22 protein-coding genes are annotated in these 17886 nt (G+C 74.7%); 7 read left to right on the top strand and 15 right to left on the bottom strand.

Going from position 1 to position 17886, the window contains the following annotated elements; translation table 11 throughout:
* The first annotated feature begins 249 nt into the window (after positions 1-249).
* Complete coding sequence (locus E4P43_RS05430; RefSeq protein ID WP_135144389.1) at positions 250-957, top strand: response regulator transcription factor; 708 nt, start codon at positions 250-252, stop codon at positions 955-957.
* Positions 958-1031: 74 nt separating this feature from the next.
* Here E4P43_RS05430 and E4P43_RS05425 read toward each other — a convergent pair whose 3' ends face one another.
* The 11 genes from E4P43_RS05425 to E4P43_RS05375 all read right to left on the bottom strand — a co-directional run bounded on the left by E4P43_RS05425 (position 1032) and on the right by E4P43_RS05375 (position 9869).
* Positions 1032-1466 carry an Hpt domain-containing protein gene (locus tag E4P43_RS05425; protein WP_135144388.1) on the bottom strand — a complete coding sequence of 145 codons (435 nt, stop codon included), beginning with the start codon at positions 1464-1466 and terminating at the stop codon, positions 1032-1034.
* Positions 1460-1945, bottom strand: a complete 486-nt coding sequence (locus E4P43_RS05420; RefSeq protein WP_135144387.1) for a hypothetical protein — start codon at positions 1943-1945, stop codon at positions 1460-1462. Before E4P43_RS05420 ends, E4P43_RS05425 begins: the two co-directional genes overlap by 7 nt.
* Positions 1942-2589: a signal peptidase I gene (locus E4P43_RS05415; protein ID WP_209313741.1), complete on the bottom strand. Its 648-nt coding sequence runs from the start codon at positions 2587-2589 to the stop codon at positions 1942-1944. Before E4P43_RS05415 ends, E4P43_RS05420 begins: the two co-directional genes overlap by 4 nt.
* Positions 2590-2621: 32 nt before the next feature.
* Entirely contained in the window at positions 2622-3236 is a 615-nt protein-coding gene (locus E4P43_RS05410) for a TasA family protein (RefSeq protein ID WP_135144386.1), read from the bottom strand.
* 224 nt (positions 3237-3460) lie between these two features.
* Positions 3461-5245, bottom strand: coding sequence for an ATP-binding protein (locus E4P43_RS05405; protein WP_135144385.1), 1785 nt, complete (start codon positions 5243-5245; stop codon positions 3461-3463).
* Positions 5242-5652, bottom strand: a complete 411-nt coding sequence (locus tag E4P43_RS05400) for a response regulator (protein WP_209313740.1) — start codon at positions 5650-5652, stop codon at positions 5242-5244. The genes E4P43_RS05405 and E4P43_RS05400 overlap by 4 nt, the downstream gene beginning before the upstream one ends.
* 206 nt (positions 5653-5858) lie before the next feature.
* Positions 5859-6524, bottom strand: coding sequence for a DUF3618 domain-containing protein (locus tag E4P43_RS05395; protein WP_135144384.1), 666 nt, complete (start codon positions 6522-6524; stop codon positions 5859-5861).
* Between the two features lie 44 nt (positions 6525-6568).
* Complete coding sequence (locus E4P43_RS05390; RefSeq protein ID WP_135144383.1) at positions 6569-7075, bottom strand: phage holin family protein; 507 nt, start codon at positions 7073-7075, stop codon at positions 6569-6571.
* 1 nt (position 7076) lies between these two features.
* Entirely contained in the window at positions 7077-7871 is a 795-nt protein-coding gene (locus tag E4P43_RS05385) for a hypothetical protein (RefSeq protein ID WP_135144382.1), read from the bottom strand.
* A gap of 298 nt (positions 7872-8169) precedes the next feature.
* Positions 8170-8949, bottom strand: coding sequence for an enoyl-CoA hydratase/isomerase family protein (locus E4P43_RS05380; protein ID WP_135144381.1), 780 nt, complete (start codon positions 8947-8949; stop codon positions 8170-8172).
* The gene (locus E4P43_RS05375) at positions 8949-9869 is read right to left on the bottom strand and encodes a neutral zinc metallopeptidase (protein ID WP_135144380.1); all 921 of its coding nucleotides are present in this window, start codon (positions 9867-9869) and stop codon (positions 8949-8951) included. The genes E4P43_RS05380 and E4P43_RS05375 overlap by 1 nt, the downstream gene beginning before the upstream one ends.
* Positions 9870-9979: 110 nt before the next feature.
* Here E4P43_RS05375 and E4P43_RS05370 point away from each other — a divergent pair, with 110 nt between their 5' ends.
* Positions 9980-10423 (top strand): nitroreductase family deazaflavin-dependent oxidoreductase, encoded by a 444-nt coding sequence (locus E4P43_RS05370; RefSeq protein ID WP_135144379.1) that lies wholly within the window; start codon positions 9980-9982, stop codon positions 10421-10423.
* A 10-nt stretch (positions 10424-10433) separates the two neighbouring features.
* On the opposite strand, the gene E4P43_RS05365 is transcribed toward E4P43_RS05370, so the two are convergent.
* Positions 10434-11492: a winged helix DNA-binding domain-containing protein gene (locus E4P43_RS05365; RefSeq protein ID WP_135144378.1), complete on the bottom strand. Its 1059-nt coding sequence runs from the start codon at positions 11490-11492 to the stop codon at positions 10434-10436.
* A gap of 53 nt (positions 11493-11545) precedes the next feature.
* On the opposite strand from E4P43_RS05365, the gene E4P43_RS20775 reads away from it, so the two are divergent.
* The 4 genes from E4P43_RS20775 to E4P43_RS05350 all read left to right on the top strand — a co-directional run bounded on the left by E4P43_RS20775 (position 11546) and on the right by E4P43_RS05350 (position 14163).
* Complete coding sequence (locus E4P43_RS20775; protein ID WP_280790932.1) at positions 11546-11671, top strand: hypothetical protein; 126 nt, start codon at positions 11546-11548, stop codon at positions 11669-11671.
* A gap of 10 nt (positions 11672-11681) precedes the next feature.
* On the top strand, positions 11682-12116 hold the full coding sequence (locus E4P43_RS05360) for a DUF1801 domain-containing protein (protein WP_135144377.1): 435 nt from the start codon (positions 11682-11684) through the stop codon (positions 12114-12116).
* Between the two features lie 117 nt (positions 12117-12233).
* Positions 12234-12503, top strand: coding sequence for a hypothetical protein (locus tag E4P43_RS05355; protein ID WP_135144376.1), 270 nt, complete (start codon positions 12234-12236; stop codon positions 12501-12503).
* A 40-nt stretch (positions 12504-12543) separates the two neighbouring features.
* Positions 12544-14163 (top strand): ATP-binding cassette domain-containing protein, encoded by a 1620-nt coding sequence (locus E4P43_RS05350; RefSeq protein WP_135144375.1) that lies wholly within the window; start codon positions 12544-12546, stop codon positions 14161-14163.
* Between the two features lie 10 nt (positions 14164-14173).
* On the opposite strand, the gene E4P43_RS05345 is transcribed toward E4P43_RS05350, so the two are convergent.
* Positions 14174-15388: an alanine racemase gene (locus E4P43_RS05345; RefSeq protein WP_135144374.1), complete on the bottom strand. Its 1215-nt coding sequence runs from the start codon at positions 15386-15388 to the stop codon at positions 14174-14176.
* 29 nt (positions 15389-15417) lie between these two features.
* Between E4P43_RS05345 and E4P43_RS05340 the strand changes: the two genes are divergently transcribed.
* Positions 15418-15642, top strand: coding sequence for a D-arabinono-1,4-lactone oxidase (locus tag E4P43_RS05340; RefSeq protein ID WP_280790931.1), 225 nt, complete (start codon positions 15418-15420; stop codon positions 15640-15642).
* A 22-nt stretch (positions 15643-15664) separates the two neighbouring features.
* On the opposite strand, the gene E4P43_RS05335 is transcribed toward E4P43_RS05340, so the two are convergent.
* Entirely contained in the window at positions 15665-16558 is an 894-nt protein-coding gene (locus E4P43_RS05335; protein ID WP_135144373.1) for an oxidoreductase, read from the bottom strand.
* A gap of 73 nt (positions 16559-16631) precedes the next feature.
* On the bottom strand, positions 16632-17813 hold the full coding sequence (locus tag E4P43_RS05330; protein ID WP_135144372.1) for a zinc-dependent alcohol dehydrogenase: 1182 nt from the start codon (positions 17811-17813) through the stop codon (positions 16632-16634).
* Positions 17814-17886 lie beyond the last annotated feature (73 nt).

Below are 17886 nucleotides of genomic sequence, written 5' to 3'. Positions count from 1 at the left end.
TCCGGCTCCCGTCGGTCGGGTCCCCCGGCGGCGCCGGGAGGGGGACGGGCGTCCCCGTGGGTGTTGACGGCGGGAGCGCCGGCGGTCATGAGCCGCACCGCACCGGTCTCACCCCTCGGGGGGAGACGACCCGGCCAGGGGACCCGCCGGTCGCTCAAGCAGCGCTTTTCCCGTGCCGATCACCCGGTCAGGTGACGGAGGACCACAGGGCCCGCCGCGCCGTCAGACGCAGCGTGAGGAGGAGACGTCGTGCCGGAACAGTCCGTGCTGGTGGTCGAGGACACCGCGGAGATCCGCGAGCTCGTGACCACGGTCCTCGAGCGCGCCGGGTTCGCCGTGCGTGCCGTGGGCACCGGTGGCGAGGCGCTCGCGGAGGTGCGGCGGGACCCGCCGGACCTCATCGTGCTCGACCTCGGCCTGCCGGACGCCGACGGCACCGAGGTGTGCCGCCAGATCCGCGCCGAGACGCCCTGCTACGTCCTCATGCTCACCGCGCGGGCGGAGGAGGTCGACCTCCTGATCGGCCTGGCCGTGGGCGCCGACGGGTACATGGCGAAGCCGTTCTCCCCGCGCGAGCTCACCGCACGGGTGCAGGCGATGCTGCGCTTCCCGCGCACCGCCCCCGCGGCCACCCCCATGGGGGCCGAGGACGCGGACTCGGTCCGCCGGCTCGCCGAGCTCGAGGTGGACGAGGACAGCCGGGAGGTCCGGGTCGACGGCGAGGTCGTCGACCTCACCCGGACGGAGTTCGACCTGCTCGCCGCCCTGGCCTCGCGGCCGGGCCGGGTGCTGCAGCGCGAGACGCTGCTGCGCGAGGTCTGGCAGACCGACTGGGAGGGCAACCTCCGGCTGGTGGAGGCGCACATGTCCAACCTGCGCCGGAAGCTGGTCGCGGCCGGCCTGAGCTCGCCGGAGATCAAGACCGTCCGGGGGGTCGGCTACCGCCTGGTCGCCTGAGGCAGCACCCCCGTCCCGGACGGGGCCTGAGACGACAGGAGGACCCCCGCCGAGGCGGGGGTCCTCCTGTCGTCTCAGGCGAGTGCGAGGGCCTGGAGCTCCTGGACCCGGGAGTGGGCCAGGACGCCGCGGCGGGCGTCGGCGGCGATGGCGCGGCAGATCGAGGCGACCTCCGGGTGGCCCAGCTGGCCGCTGGTCCCCGCCAGGGTGTTCGCGGCGGAGGCGACGGCGGGGGCGTCCCCGGCCGAGGTGGAGGTCCGGATCGCGGTGAGCCGCTCGGGCAGGGCGCTCAGGTACATCTCCTGCAGGCGGTCCATGAGCTCGGCGTCGAGGTCCTCGTCGTGCAGGTCGGCCTCGTCCTCGTCGAGCGGTGCCTGCGCGGCCGGCCCCGTGGTCCGGCCGCGCAGGAAGTCCAGGAGGGTGCCGGGCACCAGGAGGGCGCGCTGCGGCGTGCCCGGTCCGGCGGCGGGGTCCTCGGCCGCGTCGGCCGAGTGCACGAGGGTCAGCACGTCAGCACCGCCGACCGGGGGGACTCCGCCGTCCAGCCGTAGCTGGTGAGCGTGATGATCGAGACGCGGGGCTGGTAGTTCAGGTAGGCCCGGTCCACCCGCTGGCTCATCGTGCGGCCGGCGGCGTCGGTCTCGCCGAGCACGACCGACTGGCCGGTGTTCAGGTGCGCCATGACGCGGTAGCCGGTGACGCGCCCGGTCGGCGTCGTGGGCGTGGTGCTGGCCGTCCAGTTCACGGTCGCGTCGTACCAGTACTGCGTCGTCTGGACCCAGCTCGAGCCGTTCCAGTACGAGGACTGGGTGGTGGTGCAGCGGCCGGACGTGGTGACCGACGCCGGCGGGGTGACGGTGACGGCCGACGCGGTGAACGTGGGCAGCTGCACCGCGCGGCTGAAGGTCGCGGAGGCGGGGAGCGTGCCGAGGACGACGGCGAGGATCGCCAGGGCGAGCACCGTGAGGGTGCGGCGGGAGCCGGTCATTCCTGGTTCTCCTTGTCCTCGTGCGTGGGGGCGGCGGCCGGGGCGGGGCGCCAGATCGTCATGAGCAGCCAGGCGGCCAGCATCAGGGGGGCGCCGTAGAGCAGCGCCTGGCTGACGACCGGGGTGCGCAGGAGCTGGACCAGGTGGCCGAGCTCCGGGACGACCGCGCGGACCTCGTAGGCGGTGTCGCCCTGCAGGTGCGCCGTCCAGGGGTCGACCGCGGCGTTGGCGTCGCCCTTGGTCTGGACCAGGACGCTGCCGTCGGGGGTCTTCTCGACCGAGACGACCCGGTGGGTCACGAGGCTGTGGTCGTCGACGGGCATGTGGTACGTGATGACCATGCCCTCGGTGACGTCCGAGACGGCGACCGGGGTGGCGATGGTGATGTCACCCGGCTCGATCTCGGGGGCCATGCTCGCGGTCAGCATGGTCATGGTGCGGTAGCCGAGCACGTGCGGTCCGACGGCCAGGAGGGCGAACACCAGGACCGCGGTCGCCATCACTCCGCGGACCAGCCACGGGGCCGTGCGGCCCAGGACCTGGCGGGCCCGGTCGGCGCGGCGGCCGGCCGTGGAGCGCTCGTCCCCGGCCGGGGGCAGCTCGTCGGCTGCCCCCGGGCGACGGACGGGGAGGACGGTGGTCATGGTGTGGTCTCCGAGAGCTCGTCAGACCGCGATCAGCGGGTGGTGCCGGTCTTCTGGGCGCCGGTGACGGTGAGGGTCAGCGCGGCGGACTTGCCCTGGAAGGTGTTGTCGGCCGAGAGGGGCAGCGACACCGTGTAGGCGATGTAGTCGGTGCCGTTCGCCGCCAGCGAGGCGACCGCGCCCAGGTCGACGTTGCGGATGATCTGGCCGGTGCTGATGGAGCGCTCACCGCTGGAGCAGGTGAGGGTGTTGTTGGCGCCCGGCGTCCAGGCGACGGCGCAGGACTTGACGGCCATCTGCAGGCCGTTGGTGGCGTCGGTCGTGAGGATGCTGGCCGGCGCGGCCGCGGTGGCGGCGAGCGAGACGCTGCCCAGGGGCAGGTTGCCGTCGTTCTTGATGGTGATGGCGCGGGTGATCGTGTCGCCCGGGACCAGGTTCGCGACGTTCAGCGGGAGCGAGTCGCCCCGGGTCGCGCTGATCGAGAGGGTGCCCGAGTCGACGGTCGCGTTCTGCACCGGGGTGGCGCTGTCGGTGAACGTACCGAACGTGCCGAGGCCGGCGACGGCGGCAGCGGCGCCGAGGACGCCGAGGGAGCCGATGACCTTGCGGGCGGTGGAGCTGGTGGCGGTGACGGTGGTGCTGCTCATGTCCGTGTCTCCTGTGTCCGTGGGTGCCACCGGCTTTCCGGCGACACCAAGGACTCTGGAGGGCCAACCGCAGGCCACCCGCCAGCGATCCGCAAGGAATCCGCAAGGAATCGGCGGGTGCTCCGCAGATCGGGGCGTTCCCGGCCCCGGGAGCCGGATCCCGGCCCTCCGGCGCACCGCGCCCCCCGTCCCGGGTGCGGGCGGGGGGCGCGGTGGTGACGTGGTCAGGAGGCCGGGTCCACGGGCAGCGTCATGGTGAACGTCGTGCCCTGGCCCTCGACGCTCACCAGGTCCAGCGTGCCGCCGTGGGCAGTGGTGATGGCCTTGGTGATCGTCAGGCCGAGGCCGACGCCCGGCACGGCGTTGCGCCGCGCCGTGGACGAGCGGAAGAAGCGGGTGAACAGCTCGCCCTGCTCGCCGGCCGGGATGCCCATGCCGGTGTCGGCCACCGCGAGCAGGGCCACCGGGACGGCGCCCGGGCGCTCCACCTCGAGGAGACCGCCGTCCTCGGCCTGCCAGCGGCGCTCCAGGGAGAGCCGGACCTGCCCGCCGGACGGCGTGAACTTGACGGCGTTGGAGACCAGGTTGTCGCAGGCCTGCCCGAGGCGGACCGCGTCGCCGGAGACGACGAGGCCGTCGGCCGGCACGTCCACCACGATCTCGACCCCGGCGCCGGCCGCGGCGACCCGGGCGGTCTCCTCGGCGGCCCGGACGACGGCCGCGAGGTCCACGTCGGCGGGCTGGAGGGTGAAGCGGCCGCTGTCCACCTGGGCGGTGAAGAGCAGGTCGCCCACGAGGCGGAGCAGGCGCTGGGCGTTGCGCTCGACGGTCGAGAGGTACTGGCGCTGCTCGTCGGTCAGCGGCTGGTCCTCGTCGTCCATGACCAGCTCGAGGTAGCCGAGGATCGAGCTCAGCGGGGTGCGCAGCTCGTGGCTGATGAGGCTCACGAACTGGTCCTTCATGCGCTCGGTCGCCCGCGCCTCGGTCATGTCGGTGCCCACGAAGTTCCAGCCGGCGTGCACGCCCCGGTCGTCGGCGCGGGGGGTGATGGCCACCGAGACGGTGCGGTGGCTGCCGTCGGCGGCGACGTAGGTCCAGTCGCGGACGTCGCTGCCCTCCACCCGGGCGGCGTGCACCAGGGCGTCCAGCGGCGTGGCCGACCCGGTGCTCTCGGCCGCCGCCGCCAGCTCCTCGGGCTCGTGGAACTCGAGGATCGACCGCTTGCGGACGACATCGGGCCGGAGCAGGCCGAGCATGCGCTCGGCACCGGGGTTCCAGACCCGGATGGTGCCGTCGCGGTCGGTGCCGATGATCGACTGCTGGGTGACCGCGTCGATGACGCTGGTCATGGTCTGGGCGCGCGCGGCCAGGATCCGCGAGGCGGTGTCCAGCTCGTCGGCGCGGCTCTGCACCTGCTCGAGCAGGGCGGCCTGCTCCCGCTGCAGCCGGGCGATGTCGTGCGCCTGGCCGGCGACGCGGCGGGTGTTCTCGTTCACCGCCACGCTGCCCACGGCGGCGACGAGCGGCCCGAGCAGCAGCGCACCCGGCATGGGGGCGGCGACGGCGAGGGCCTCGCCGGTCAGGTACGGCGCCAGCAGGACGACCGCCGTCCCGCCGGTGGCGAGCGGGATGCCGGCGCGGGTCGGGTGCGACGACAGCGTCCAGAGCGGGCTGAGGAGGAGGAACAGCATCGCCGCGGACGCGGTACCGGCGTACAGGAGCGCGATGCCGGCCAGGTGGGCGACGGGGAGGGCGAGCGACCGCAGGCCGACGGGGGAGCGGCGGGCCACCCAGGAGACGGCGGTGGCGCCCAGCGCGACGGCCAGGCCGATGCCGGCCAGCACCCGGTCGACCACCGGGACCCAGCCGGTCGCCATCAGCAGGGCGGTCACCGAGAACAGGACCGTGCTGGGCAGGGCGAGGCGTGCGGCGCCCGGCCAGGTGGCGGGGTCGGTGAGCCGGTGCGGCCGGGCGGAGGCCGCCGGGCGGTCGAGGACGGCGACGCTCACGCGGCCACCCCCGCGGTCAGCGCGCGGACCTGCTGCACGAGGCCGGCGACGGTGAAGGGCTTGGCGAGGTAGGCGTCGGCGCCGGCGGACAGGCCGCGGGCGACCTCGTCGGGGGAGGCGCCGGCGGAGAGCAGCAGGATGCGGATGCCCGAGGTGGCCGGGTCCTCGCGCAGCGCGGTGCAGACCTCCAGGCCCGTCGCCCCGGGCATCGAGACGTCGAGCACGGCGAGGTCGGGCAGCTCGGAGCGCGCGGCGGCCAGGGCCTGGGCGCCGTCCGGCACGGAGCGGACGACCGCGCATCCGGCCTTGCGCACGGCCAGGGTGACCAGGTCGCGGATGTCGTCCTCGTCGTCGGCGACCAGGACGCGGAATGCCCCCGTTCCGGTGGCGTGCAGGGCCGAGTCCACGAGGGCTCCCGTCGGTCGGGCCGACGACCGCGGGTGCGGCCGCCGCCATTGGCGTCGTCCCGGGGAGGAACGGCGCCGCGGGAGCGGCCCTGCAGCCGGCCGCCAGGGGTCTCACCCCTCGGGGGGAGACACCCCGGACAGCACTGCGCCCCGCCGGGAGATCCCGGCGGGGCGCAGGCGTGGGAGCGGGTCGGCTGACCCGCGGATCAGCTGGAGGCCTGGCTCTGCACGGTCTCCTTGGACTGCTGGGCCTGGCCCTGCACGTCCTGGGCAGCGGACTGACCCTCCTGCTTGACGGTCTCGGCCGCGTCCTGAGCAGTGGACTTGACCTCCTCGACCGCCTGCTGGGCGGCGGGCTTGAGCTGCTCGCCGATCTCCTGCGCGGCCTGCTTGGCCGGCTGGAGGAGGGTGTCCTTGTTCTCGCGGAGCGCGGACTCGGCCTGCTGGGCCAGCTCCTGCTCCTTCTGCGAGGCGGGCAGCAGGCTGGACACGAGCCAGCCCACACCGAAGGCGATCAGGCCCGCGGCCAGGGGGTTGCCCTGCGCCTGACGGGAGATCGTCTCCGGCGCCTGCTGGACGGCGCCCATCGCCGACTGGGCGGCGTGCTGCACGCTGTCGGCGGCGTTGGACGCGGTGCCCTGCACCGAGCCCGCCGCGTTGGAGGCCATGCCCTGCGCCGAGGAGCGGGTGTCGTGGGCGGTGCCCATCACCTTGTCCTTGAGGCCGGTCATGCGGCCCTTGGCGGCGGTCACCCGCCGGTCCATGACGCGGGAGGGGTTGACCTTCTCGTTGAGGGCGTCGACGTCGTAGCTGAGCTCGCGCCGGGTGTCCTCGATCTGCCGGCGGATGACGTCCGGGTCACTGCTGGTCATTGGTATCGGCTCCTGCCGTTCAAGAGACCTCAGCGGTCTGCTGGTCAGTTGGGCTTCAGGGCGCCGGGAACCTGCTGGAGGGTCTCGACGGTGCGCTCGGGCTTCGGGTTCACCTGCTGGAACTTCTTCTTGCCCATCAGGCCTGTCACGGCGGCGACGGCGCCCCAGAGGAGGGCGACGATCAGCGCGGACCAGCTGTGGCCGACCAGGTGGGACAGGGCCCACCAGAGGGCCACGGACAGGAACACCACCGTCATGTAGGCGGCGAACCCGGCGGCCCCGAAGAGCCCGGCACCGGTGCCGGCCTTCTTCGCCTCGGCCTTCATCTCCACCTTGGCGAGCTCGAGCTCCTGCCGCATCAAGGTCGACATGTCCTTGGCGACCTCGCCGATCAGGGCACCGACCGAGACGCCCTCGACGTCCGGGTGGCCGCCCTCGGTCATGGGGGTCCCCATGCTGCCGCTGTAGTCCGCCGCGTAGTTCTGCTGCGTCGGCTCGGCGTAGCCCTGCGGCGTCGCCGCAGGGGTCGCCCCGGAGTAGGGGGAGCTCATGTCAGCCCACCTCACCCGGACGGCGCGCCGGGTCGTCCCAGCCCGCGGGCGTGGTCGGGGGGACCATGCTGCCGGCCGGCGGCGTGGTGCCGTACGGCGGCGGGGGCAGCGGGGTGCCGGTGGCCGTGCCGACCCCGGTGCCGGTGGTGGCGCTGGAGTAGTCGGAGTACGTCGGCGCCGGGTCCACGTAGTTGGTGGTGGTGGTGCTCCGGTAGGAGGAGGTCCCGCCGGTGGTGCCCGAGTCGCTGTGCGCGGCGCGGACACCGCTGGTCAGCCGGCCGGCGACGACGCCGGCGACGGCCGCACCCAGGAGGAACAGGCCCGGCTTGCGGCGGGCGAAGGTGCGCACCTCGTCGAGCAGCTCGGCCGGCTCGCGGTTCTGCAGCTTGTCGGCGAAGCTCTCGACCATCCCGGAGGCCTGGTGCAGCAGGTCGCGAGCGGGGCCGGGGGCGCCCTGGCTGCTGCCGTCGGCGAGGCCGCGCAGCTCCTGGGCGAGCGAGGTCAGGCTGGACGCGGCCTTCTGCTGCTGGCCGATCGTCTGCTCCTTGAGCTGCGAGCGGCCCTGCTCGAGCAGGTCCTTGGCCTGGCGCTGGGTCTCGTCGACCACGGTCCGGGCCTGGTCCGCGGCGGTGCCGGCCACCTGGCTGCCGGCCTGCGCGGCGGTGTCCTTCACGTTGCGGGCCTCGTCCTTGGCGACGTCGGCCTTCGACGTGCCGGAGCTCGACGTGCTGGCGGTCGTGGCACCCGTGTCCACGGGCGCCGGGGGCGGGAACGGGGTGTCGATGGAGTGAGTCATCGGTCCTCCTCGGCAATCTTCTTGGTCGGTGGAGGCGCTACCCCGGCGGCCATGCGGCACACATCCGGCCGGTTGCTGAACCGGGTCCGACGGCCGCACTGACCGGGGTCAGCGCACTGGTGTGGCGCGGGAAAACTGACGTCGTCCACCCGGCGCATCCGTGCGTCCCGGGGCGGGATCGGGTGGCAGGGGGAGGGCAGCGACCCGCGCTGCGCCGTCCCTCCGCCGCTCGGGCAGAGCACCGTTCCTCGCAGAGGGTCAGGTACCCGCGTCAGGGGGCAGGTGAAACCGCCGAAGATCAGTTCGGCCAGGGAAACCGCGGGGGACGGCGCTCGGCGAAGGCCCGCACGCCCTCGGCCAGCTCGCCGGCGGCGATGGTCTCGAGGTAGCGGGCGGCGGCCACCGGCTCCGCGTCGTCACCCACCGTGAGCGCGGCGACGACCTCCTTGGTGGCCCGCTGGGTGAGCGCCGAGCGCGAGGCCAGGACGTCGGCGAAACGGCGCACCTCGGCCTCGAGGTCGGCCTCGTCGACGAGCCGGTCGACCAGCCCGGTCCGGAGCGCGGTGCCGGCGTCCAGCAGCTCGCCGCTGTAGAGCAGGTACTTCGTCGTCGCGGGGCCGACCAGGTCCAGCAGCGCCTTGGTGGACGACGGCGTGTAGACGATGCCGACCTTGGCGGGGGTGACGCCGAAGACCGCCGTCCGGTCGGCGAACCGCAGGTCGCAGCACGTGGCCAGCTCGACGCCGCCGCCGATGCAGTGGCCGCGGACCATCGCCAGCGTCGGCTTCGGGAAGTCGCGCAGGGCTGCCTGGGCGGCGAGGTTGTGCCGGCGGACGTCGGCCATGGGGTCGGCCGGGTCGTCCCCGGACAGGAGGTCGGAGATGTCGGCTCCCGCGCAGAAGCTGGGGCCGGCCCCGGTGACCACCAGCACCCGGACCGCCGGGTCCTCCGCGAGCGGGGCCAGGACCCCGGGCAGGTCCGCCCACATGCCGACGGTCATCGCGTTGCGCTTCTCGGGGCGCTGGATCGTCAGGGTCGCGACGTGGCCGTCCCGGGTGACGTGGAGGTGCTCGCCCATCAGCCGAGGTCGTCCGTGGCGAAGGTGTCGCAGTCCCGCGGGTCGCCGGACACGTACCCGGTGCGGAACCAGCGCTGGCGCTGCTCGGAGGAGCCGTGGGTGAAGGCGTCCTGGTCCACGGTCCCCCCGCCGAGGTTCTCCTGGATGAAGTCGTCGCCGATGCGGCCCGCGGCGTCCAGGGCCCGCGCGATGTCGTCGTCGGTGATCTCGGCGATGAGCGGCTGCCCCGACTCGTCGGGGACCGTCTCGGCGTGGTTGGCCCAGGCCCCGGCGTAGCAGTCCGCCTGGAGCTCCAGCCGCACCTTGCCGCTGGTGGGGCCGGTCTCGCCGGGGGTCACGCGCCGGTTGGTGCCGAGCAGGTTCTGCACGTGGTGGCCGTACTCGTGGGCGATGACGTAGGCGTTGACGAACAGGCCGCCCTGCGCCCCGAACTGCTGCTGCAGCTGGTCGAAGAAGCTGAGGTCGATGTACACGAGCTGGTCGGCCGGGCAGTAGAACGGCCCGGAGCCGCTGGTCGCCCCGCCGCAGCTGGTCTGCACGGAGCCGGAGAAGAAGACGGTGTCGGTGCGGGAGTAGGCCTCGCCGAGGGCGAGGGCCCAGAAGTCCTGGATCGAGTCGATGTCGGCGACGACGGCGCAGTCGACCGACTCGTTGGCGTCGGCCCCGGTGCGGCAGCTCTCCGCCAGCTGGCCGTTGTCGGCGGTCTGCCCGCTGCCGAGGCCGGAGAGGCCGCCGCCCAGGCCCGCGCCCGTGCCGCCCTCGCCGCCCAGGACCTGGAAGAGGACCAGCACCAGGATGCCGACCAGGCCGAGGCCCCCGCCGCCGACGGCCACGCCGCGCCCGCCGCCGAGCCCGCGGCCGCTGCCGCGCAGGTCGCGGACGTCCGACGTGTCCAGGCCGGCGCCCTCGTTGTACCGCATCCCCGGTGGTCCTCCCTCGGTCAGGCCGTCGGAAACGGTGCCATCGACGACGGGGTCCCCGCGACTCGGGCCGGCGAGCCGACGGGCGCGGGTGCGCCTAGGTTCGGGGCATGCCGCTGGAAGGTGAGTACGAGCCGAGCAAGGCCGACTGGGTCCGCGAACAGGTCGAGCGCTACGAGGCCACCGGGGGGCGCGAGGCCAACACCCTCCTCGACACGGGCCTGCCGATCGTGGTCGTCAGCACCCGGGGGGCGAAGAGCGGCAAGGTCCGCAAGCTCGGGCTGATGCGCGTCGAGCACGACGGCGTGTACGCCATGGTCGGGTCCCAGGGCGGCGCCCCCACCGACCCCGCCTGGGTGCACAACCTCCGCGCGCACCCGGACCAGGTGACCCTGCAGGACGGGCCCGAGCCGTGGGACGGCGTCGCGCGCGAGATCACCGGCGAGGAGCGGGCCACCTGGTGGGAGCGCGCGGTCGCCGCCTACCCGGACTACGCCGACTACCAGGAGAGGACGGACCGGGAGATCCCGGTCTTCCTGTTCGAGCGCCGCTGACCGGTCCGGCTCAGGGCAGCGCCTCCGCCAGCTCCGGCACGGCGGAGGCGAGCCCGGCGTCCTCGGTGAAGAGCGACGGCGTGGCCACGCGCCGGCGGCCGGTGCCGGTCCACCGCCAGGTGCCGGCGACCCGCCCCCCGGCGACGACCGTGGGGGCGAAGACGCCGTTGCGCCCCGGGCAGATCCGCTCGGCGAACTCGGGGTCGAGGACCGCGCTGCGGTCGGCGTAGCCGAGCACGAACTCGTCGAAGCCCGGCAGCAGCCGGACGGCGCGGGCCTCGTCGCGGTGCGCCGCCAGCAGGTCGGGGGTCGCCGGGTCCAGCAGGTGCTCGGTGCCCTCGACGTCGATCCGGGCCAGCCGGTCGCCGGCGACGGCGACCCCCGCGCGGACGTCGCGCACGGTGCTGCCCGCCCAGCGAACCAGGTCGGCGACCGTGGCCGGCCCGTGCCCCCGGAAGTAGCGCAGGGCCAGCTCGCCCAGCGCCTCCTCCCGCTCCAGGCGGCGGGGCGTGCGCACCCACTCCTCCAGCAGGACGAACTGCTGCTCGCCCTCCTCGGTCGGGCCGAGGCAGAGCGTGCCGGTCTGGGCAAGGAACCAGAGCAGGTGGTAGCCGCGCTGGCCGGTGGTGGCGACGCCGCCGTCGGCGATCGCGGCCAGCAGGGCGGCGCGGGACAGCCGCCGCCCGCCGGCCAGGGCCCCGACCACGAGCTCGCGGGCGCGCTCGGCGTCGGTGTCGGTGAGCTCGAGCGCCGCTCGCCGCGCGGCCAGCCCGGCCAGCGCGCGGGGGCCGAGCAGCTCGAGCATCCACGGCAGGTCCTCGGCCAGGAGCAGGTGCAGCGTCCCGCGCATCGGCCAGCTGCGGACCACGGTCCCGTCGTCCAGCGCGCCCAGCACGTCCTCGCGCCGCCGCCCCTCGGTCCGCAGGGCCACCGAGGTGACCGCACCCCGGAAGTCCTGGCCCTGGACGGCGGTCAGCCGGTGCACCGCCCCGGCCGGGCCCGGCGCCGGGGGACCGGCGAGCAGCTGGGCGAGCACGCGCATCAGCGCGACGTCCTGCGGCGTGGTCATGGGCGCACGATGCCAGGGCCCTGCGACGGTCCCGCTGGGCTAGCCTCCCGTCCGTGATGGGCATGGGTGGGGCCGGCGGTCCCGACGCGGAACGGCGACGCCGGCTGGTGGCGGCGGTGGTGGTGCTGCTGCTGGTGCTCGGTGCGGGCGCCACGGTGCTCTCGATCGCCCTGGGCTGAGGCGGCGCGGGTGCCCGCGGTCGACGAGGCGATCGAGGCCTGGTTCGCCGGTGCCGGGGCGCGCGAGGCCGACCTGCGGCGGGTCGACGCGATCGTGCGCGCCGCCGCCCCCGACCTGCCGCGCGAGCTGGTCCCCGCCGGCGCCGGCACGATGCTCGGCTACGGGCTGCTGCCGTACCGCACCCGGTCGTCCGCGGCGACCGCCCGGTGGCCGCTGGTCGCCCTGGCCGCGCAGAAGCGGCACCTCTCCCTCTACGTCTGCGCCGTCGTCGACGGGCAGTACCTGCCGGAGGCACGCGCCGAGCGGCTCGGGAAGGTCAGCTGCGGCCGGAGCTGCGTCCGGTTCACCTCGGCCGACCGCGTGGACGCCGACGCGCTGTCCGAGCTCGTCCGCGACGCCGCCGCGAGCACCGCGCAGGGGCGCAACGAGTTCTTCGAGAGCTGACCGGCGGCCCCCTGACCGGGGGTCCTTGGTCCCTGGTGCGGGGGTCGCCGGGGCGACACCGTATGGAACCGCCGCGGCCGGAGGGGAACGCGGTTCCGGACGAACGAAGGACCGCCCATGACCCTGGTCGTCCCGCCGAGCCACGAGCCTGCCGCCGAGGACCCGACCGGTCCCGCGGCCGAGCCCCTCCTCGACGGACCGGCGGACGACTCCGTCACCGCGGCGGTCGGCCGGCTGAACGGCGAGTTCTCCGGGCGCGTGGGCCCGCAGCTCGTCGTCCGGGTCGTGCGGGACTGCCGGCGGGAGCTGGGCGGCTCGCCGGTGGGGGCGCTGCCCGAGCTGGTCGAGCGGCTGGCCCGCTACCGCCTGGACCGCGAGATCGGCTGACCGCCGGAAAAACGCTGGCCGCACACGGGAGGATGTCGGCGTGGGCTACGTCGACGTCAGTGCGGTCCGGCACACCCTCTCCGACGGGCGGGTGCTGCTGGACGAGGTCTCCTTCCGCGTCGGCGAGGGCGCGCGTGCTGCGCTCGTGGGGGAGAACGGCGCGGGGAAGACGACCCTGCTGCGGATCATCGCCGGTGACCTGACGCCCGAGGCCGGCTCGGTGGCGCGCACCGGCGGTCTCGGGGTCATGCGCCAGTTCATCGGCTCGGTGCGCGACGACACGACCGTGCAGCGCTTCCTGGTCGACCTCTCCCCGCCAGCGGTCCGGGCCGCCTGGGACGCGGTCGAGGCGGCCGAGCTGGCGCTCATGGAGACCGACGACGAGCGCGCGCAGATGGCCTACGCCGGCGCGCTCGCGGAGTGGGGGGACGCCGGCGGGTACGACGCCGAGGTCACCTGGGACACGGTCACCGTGGCGGCGCTGGGGGTCCCCTACGACCGCTGCAAGTACCGCGAGCTGTCCACGCTCTCCGGTGGGGAGCAGAAGCGGCTGGCCCTCGAGGCGCTGCTGCGCGGCCCGGACGAGGTGCTGCTGCTCGACGAGCCGGACAACTACCTCGACGTCCCCGGCAAGCGGTGGCTGGAGGACCGGCTGCTCGAGACCCGCAAGACGGTGCTCTTCGTCAGCCACGACCGCGAGCTGCTGGCCCGCGTGGCCGACCGCGTCGTCACCGTCGAGGGCGGGACCGCGTGGGTGCACGGCGGGGACTTCGCCTCCTACCCCGAGGCGCGCACGGCGCGGCACGAGCGGCTGGCCGAGCTGCGCCGGCGCTGGGACGAGGAGCACCAGCGCCTCGTCGACCTGGTCCGCACCCTGCAGCAGCAGGCGGCCAACTCGCCGGACATGGCCAACCGGTACCACGCGATGCAGACCCGGCTGGCCAAGTTCGAGGCGGCCGGCCCGCCCCCGGAGCGCCCGCCGGAGCAGAAGGTGTCGATGCGCCTGCGCGGTGGCCGCACCGGGGTGCGCGCGGTGATGGCCGAGCAGCTGGAGCTGACCGGCCTGATGCAGCCGTTCGACACCGAGATTTGGTACGGCGACCGGGTCGGTGTTCTCGGCGCCAACGGTGCCGGCAAGTCGCACTTCCTGCGGCTGCTGGCCGGCCAGGACGTGGCGCACACCGGGGGCTGGCGGCTGGGCGCGCGCGTCGTCCCCGGCTTCTTCGCCCAGACCCACGCGCACCCGGAGTGGCTGGACCGCAGCCCCGTGGACCTGCTCTGGCACGGCGAGCCGGGGCGGCCGGGGGTGGACCGCGGGCGGGCGATGGCCGCGCTGCGCCGCTACGGGCTCACCGTCGCCGCCGACCAGCCGTTCCGCACGATGTCGGGCGGGCAGCAGGCCCGGTTCCAGATCCTGCTGCTGGAGCTGTCGGGTGCGACCCTGCTGCTGCTCGACGAGCCGACGGACAACCTGGACGTGCTCTCCGCCGAGGCGCTGGAGGAGGCCCTCGCCGCCTTCGACGGCACCGTGCTGGCGGTGACCCACGACCGCTGGTTCGCCCGGTCCTTCGACCGCTTCCTCGTCTTCGGTGCCGACGGCCGGGTGTACGAGTCGTCCGAGCCGGTCTTCGACGAGACCCGGGTGGTCCGCGCGCGGTGAGGCGGGCGCGCTACCCGAACGCCCTGCCCTCGCCGCGGTAGGTCGGCAGCCGGTCGGTCGACCCGTCGCCGGAGAGGGCGTGCAGCGCGTCGATGTGCTCGCAGACCTCGCCGGCCTTGGCGTGCCGGAACCAGACCCGGTCACCGACCCGCAGCCCCTCGGTGCCCGGTCCGCGCAGCGGGGTCTGCACCTCGCCGACACCCTCGGCGGGCAGCCAGCGCAGGCCGGGCGGGAACGTGGGCGGGGGCAGCCGGTCGGCGCCCGGGGGGCCGGAGGCGATCCACCCGCCCCCGGCCACGGTGACCAGGCCGGGGGCGGGCACGCGGGTCACCGGGACGGCGAAGAAGGTGGCCGGCCGGGCGGTGAAGGCGCGGTACCCGTCGAAGAGCGCGGGGGAGTAGAGCCCCGAGCCGGCCGCGACCTCGGTGACCGCGTCCTCGGCGCCGGTGCGCTCCACGCTGCCGGTGCCGCCACCGTTGACGAACTCCAGCGGCGCCACCGCGGTGACCGCGGCGACTACGGCCGCGCGCCGGGCGGCGAGCTCGCGCGCGGACAGCGACTGCAGCCCGCGGACCGCCAGCCCCCGCAGCGGACGCCCCGACGGCGCGTCCTGGACGCCGGCGATCTGGGCCTCGTAGGCCATCAGCCCGACCAGCCGGACGCCGGGGCGCGCGACGACCTCCCGGGCGAGGGCGGCGGCCTCCTCGGGCGTGTGCACCGGTGAGCGCCGCACGCCCACGTGCACCCGGCCGCCGGCGGTGCGCAGCGAGGCGTCGACGTCCAGGCAGACCCGGAGCTCCGGACGGCGGCCGGGCGTGACGACGTCGTCGAGCAGGTCGAGGTGGTCGGTGGAGTCGACCATCAGCGTGACGCGGCCGGCCACCGTCTCGTCGGCGGCCAGGGCGCGCAGCGCCGTCCGGTCCACCGAGGGGTAGCCGACGACGACGTCGGTGGTGACCGGGTCCTCCCCGCCGGCGAGCCAGAGCGCCTCCGGGAGCGAGTAGCCGAGCACCCCGGCGAACCCCGGCCGGACCAGCACGCGGCGCAGCACGCCGCGGCAGCGGACCGACTTGCTGGCCACGCGGACCGGCTTGCCGGCCGCGCGGGCGGTCAGGTCCGCGGCGTTGGCGTCCAGCGCCGCCAGGTCGAGGACGGCGAACGGCGGGTCCAGGTCGGCCGTGGCGCGCTCCAGGCGTGCCTGCGCGTCTGCTGCCTCCTCGGTCACGCGCCGCAGCGTGCCCGGAGCGACCGCCGGTGGGCAAGGGCGCCGGACGGGTTGACCGGCCACCCGAGGCGATCGCCGGTGCGGTGGGCGGCCGGCCGCACTGGGGAAAGCTCCACGGGCTGGACGCCGCGGTGCTGCGCGAGCGCTACCCGCGGTTCGACGCGTTCGTGGCCCTGCGCGACCGGGTCGACCCGGCCGGTGTGCTGGGGAACGAGTACCTCGACCGCGTGCTCGGCCCGGTGGCGCCCGCCTGACGGGCGCCACCGGACCACCGGGTCAGCCGGCCGGGTCCGGCTCGCCCGTCCCGCCGATGCGGTCGAGCTCGGCGAGCTCCTCGGGACCGAGCACGCGGGCGGCGGCCTGCAGGTTCTCCTCCAGGTGGGCGACCGACGAGGTGCCGGGGATGAGCAGCAGGTTGGGGGACCGGGCCAGCAGCCAGGTGAGCGCCACCTGCAGCGGCGTCGTCCCCAGCCGCCGGGCGACGGTCTCGAGGGCCGCGGACTGCAGCGGGGTGAAGCCGCCGAGCGGGAAGAAGGGGGTGTAGGCGACGCCGTCACGGGCGAGGGCGTCGACCAGCGGGTCGTCGGCCCGGTGCACGAGGTTGTAGTGGTTCTGCACGCAGACAACCGGCGCGATGGCCCGGGCCTCGGCGTACATCTGCGGTGTCACGTTGCTGACGCCGAGGTGGCGGACCAGGCCCTCCTGCTGCATGGCGGCCAGCGCCTCGAAGGGCTCGGCCAGCGAGCGCTGGACGGGCTCGGCGAAGCCGGGCATCCGGAGGTTGACCACGTCGAGCGCCTCGACGCCGAGGTGCTCGATGTTCTCCTCCACCGCGCGGCGCAGGTCCGCGGGGTCCAGCGCCTCGGGCCAGCCGCCGTCGGCGTCCCGGCGGGCACCCACCTTGGTCACGATGACCAGGTCCTCGGGGTAGGGGTGCAGCGCCTCGCGGATCAGCTCGTTGACCACGGTCGGGCCGTAGTAGTCGCTGGTGTCGATGTGGTTCACGCCGAGCTCGACGGCGCGCCGCAGCACGGCGAGGGCCGCCTCCCGGTCGGCCGGCGGGCCGAGGACGTGGGGACCGGCCAGCTGCATGGCGCCGTAGCCGAGCCGCCGGACGTCCCGGTCGCCGAGCCGGTAGGTGCCGGACTTCTCCGCGGTGGTGGTGGTCATGGCCCTGCCCTACCCGTGACCAGGCGGCCATGTGCGGCCGGGCCGGGGAAATCTCCCCCGGCCCGGCCCGGGGTCACGGCTGGAGCAGCACCTTGACGGCGCCGTCCTTCTTCTCCCGGAAGTTGGCGTAGGCCTCCGGGGCCTGCTCGAGCGGCACCCGGTGCGTGGCGAACTCGTCCACGCCGAGCGGGTCGCCGTCGATGAGCAGCGGCAGGATGTCGGGCACCCAGCGCCAGACGTTCGCCTGGCCCATGCGCAGCTGGATCTGCTTGTCGAACATGCGCATGAGCGGCAGCGGGTCGGTGGCGCCGCCATAGACGCCCGAGAGCGAGATCGTGCCGCCGCGGCGGACTGCCTCGATGGCGGTGTTCAGCGCGGCGAGCCGGTCGACCCCGGCGACCTGCATGACCTTCTCCATGATGGCGTCGGGCACGACCGCCGTCGCCTTCTGGGCGATGGAGGCCAGGGGCGAGCCGTGCGCCTCCATGCCGACGGCGTCGATGACGGCGTCCGGGCCGCGCCCGTCGGTCAGGTCGCGGACCTGGGCGACGACGTCTGCCTGGTTCGTCGTGTCGATGACCGTGATGCCGTTGCGCCGGGCACGCGCCAGCCGCTCGGGGACCACGTCGGAGGCGATGACCTGGCCGGCGCCGAGGTGCTTGGCGATCCGGGTGCACATGTCACCGATGGGCCCCAGGCCGAGCACCAGCACGCTGCCGCCGTCGGGGATGCCGGCGTACTGCACCGCCTGCCAGGCGGTCGGCAGCACGTCGGAGAGGTAGACGAAGCGGTCGTCGAGCGGGGCGTCGGGGACCTTGATCGGCAGCGTGTTGCCGAAGGGCACGCGCAGGTACTCCGCCTGCCCGCCGGGCACCTGGCCGTAGAGCTTGGTGTAGCCGAAGAGCGAGGCGCCCATGCCCTGCTCGCGGTTCTGGGTGGTCTCGCACTGGGACTGCAGCCCCTGGGAGCACATCCAGCACGTGTTGCAGGAGATGTTGAACGGGACGACGACGCGGTCGCCGGGCTTCACGGCGGTGACCTCGCGGCCGACCTCGCGGACGATCCCCATCGGCTCGTGGCCCATCACGTCGCCGACCGACATGAACGGCGCCATGACCTCGATCAGGTGCAGGTCCGAGCCGCAGATGCCGCTCGAGGTGATCTCCACGATCACGTCCGTCTGGTCCTGGATGACGGGGTCCGGGACCGTGTCCACCCGGACGTCCGCCCGGCCGTGCCAGGTCACTGCGCGCATGCGAAATCTCCCTCGATCGGACCGCGAAATCGGCCTCTGGACGTGTTCGTGACCGGATCGCGCGACTCTCAAC

Source organism: Blastococcus sp. TF02A-35, assembly GCF_004571075.1.
Classification (GTDB): domain Bacteria; phylum Actinomycetota; class Actinomycetes; order Mycobacteriales; family Geodermatophilaceae; genus Blastococcus.
This window is presented reverse-complemented; position numbering and strand designations above follow the sequence as displayed.

What these genes read in the sequence shown, in the direction of transcription:
- E4P43_RS05380 (WP_135144381.1), bottom strand. Translation starts at nt 8,949, where the DNA reads ATGGGCGAGCACCTCCACGTCACCCGGGACGGCCACGTCGCGACCCTG.
- E4P43_RS05415 (WP_209313741.1), bottom strand. Translation starts at nt 2,589, where the DNA reads ATGACCACCGTCCTCCCCGTCCGTCGCCCGGGGGCAGCCGACGAGCTG.
- E4P43_RS05410 (WP_135144386.1), bottom strand. Translation starts at nt 3,236, where the DNA reads ATGAGCAGCACCACCGTCACCGCCACCAGCTCCACCGCCCGCAAGGTC.
- E4P43_RS05370 (WP_135144379.1), top strand. Translation starts at nt 9,980, where the DNA reads ATGCCGCTGGAAGGTGAGTACGAGCCGAGCAAGGCCGACTGGGTCCGC.
- E4P43_RS05365 (WP_135144378.1), bottom strand. Translation starts at nt 11,492, where the DNA reads ATGACCACGCCGCAGGACGTCGCGCTGATGCGCGTGCTCGCCCAGCTG.
- E4P43_RS05420 (WP_135144387.1), bottom strand. Translation starts at nt 1,945, where the DNA reads ATGACCGGCTCCCGCCGCACCCTCACGGTGCTCGCCCTGGCGATCCTC.
- E4P43_RS05335 (WP_135144373.1), bottom strand. Translation starts at nt 16,558, where the DNA reads ATGACCACCACCACCGCGGAGAAGTCCGGCACCTACCGGCTCGGCGAC.
- E4P43_RS05355 (WP_135144376.1), top strand. Translation starts at nt 12,234, where the DNA reads ATGACCCTGGTCGTCCCGCCGAGCCACGAGCCTGCCGCCGAGGACCCG.
- E4P43_RS05330 (WP_135144372.1), bottom strand. Translation starts at nt 17,813, where the DNA reads ATGCGCGCAGTGACCTGGCACGGCCGGGCGGACGTCCGGGTGGACACG.
- E4P43_RS05395 (WP_135144384.1), bottom strand. Translation starts at nt 6,524, where the DNA reads ATGACCAGCAGTGACCCGGACGTCATCCGCCGGCAGATCGAGGACACC.
- E4P43_RS05375 (WP_135144380.1), bottom strand. Translation starts at nt 9,869, where the DNA reads ATGCGGTACAACGAGGGCGCCGGCCTGGACACGTCGGACGTCCGCGAC.
- E4P43_RS05385 (WP_135144382.1), bottom strand. Translation starts at nt 7,871, where the DNA reads ATGACTCACTCCATCGACACCCCGTTCCCGCCCCCGGCGCCCGTGGAC.
- E4P43_RS05390 (WP_135144383.1), bottom strand. Translation starts at nt 7,075, where the DNA reads ATGAGCTCCCCCTACTCCGGGGCGACCCCTGCGGCGACGCCGCAGGGC.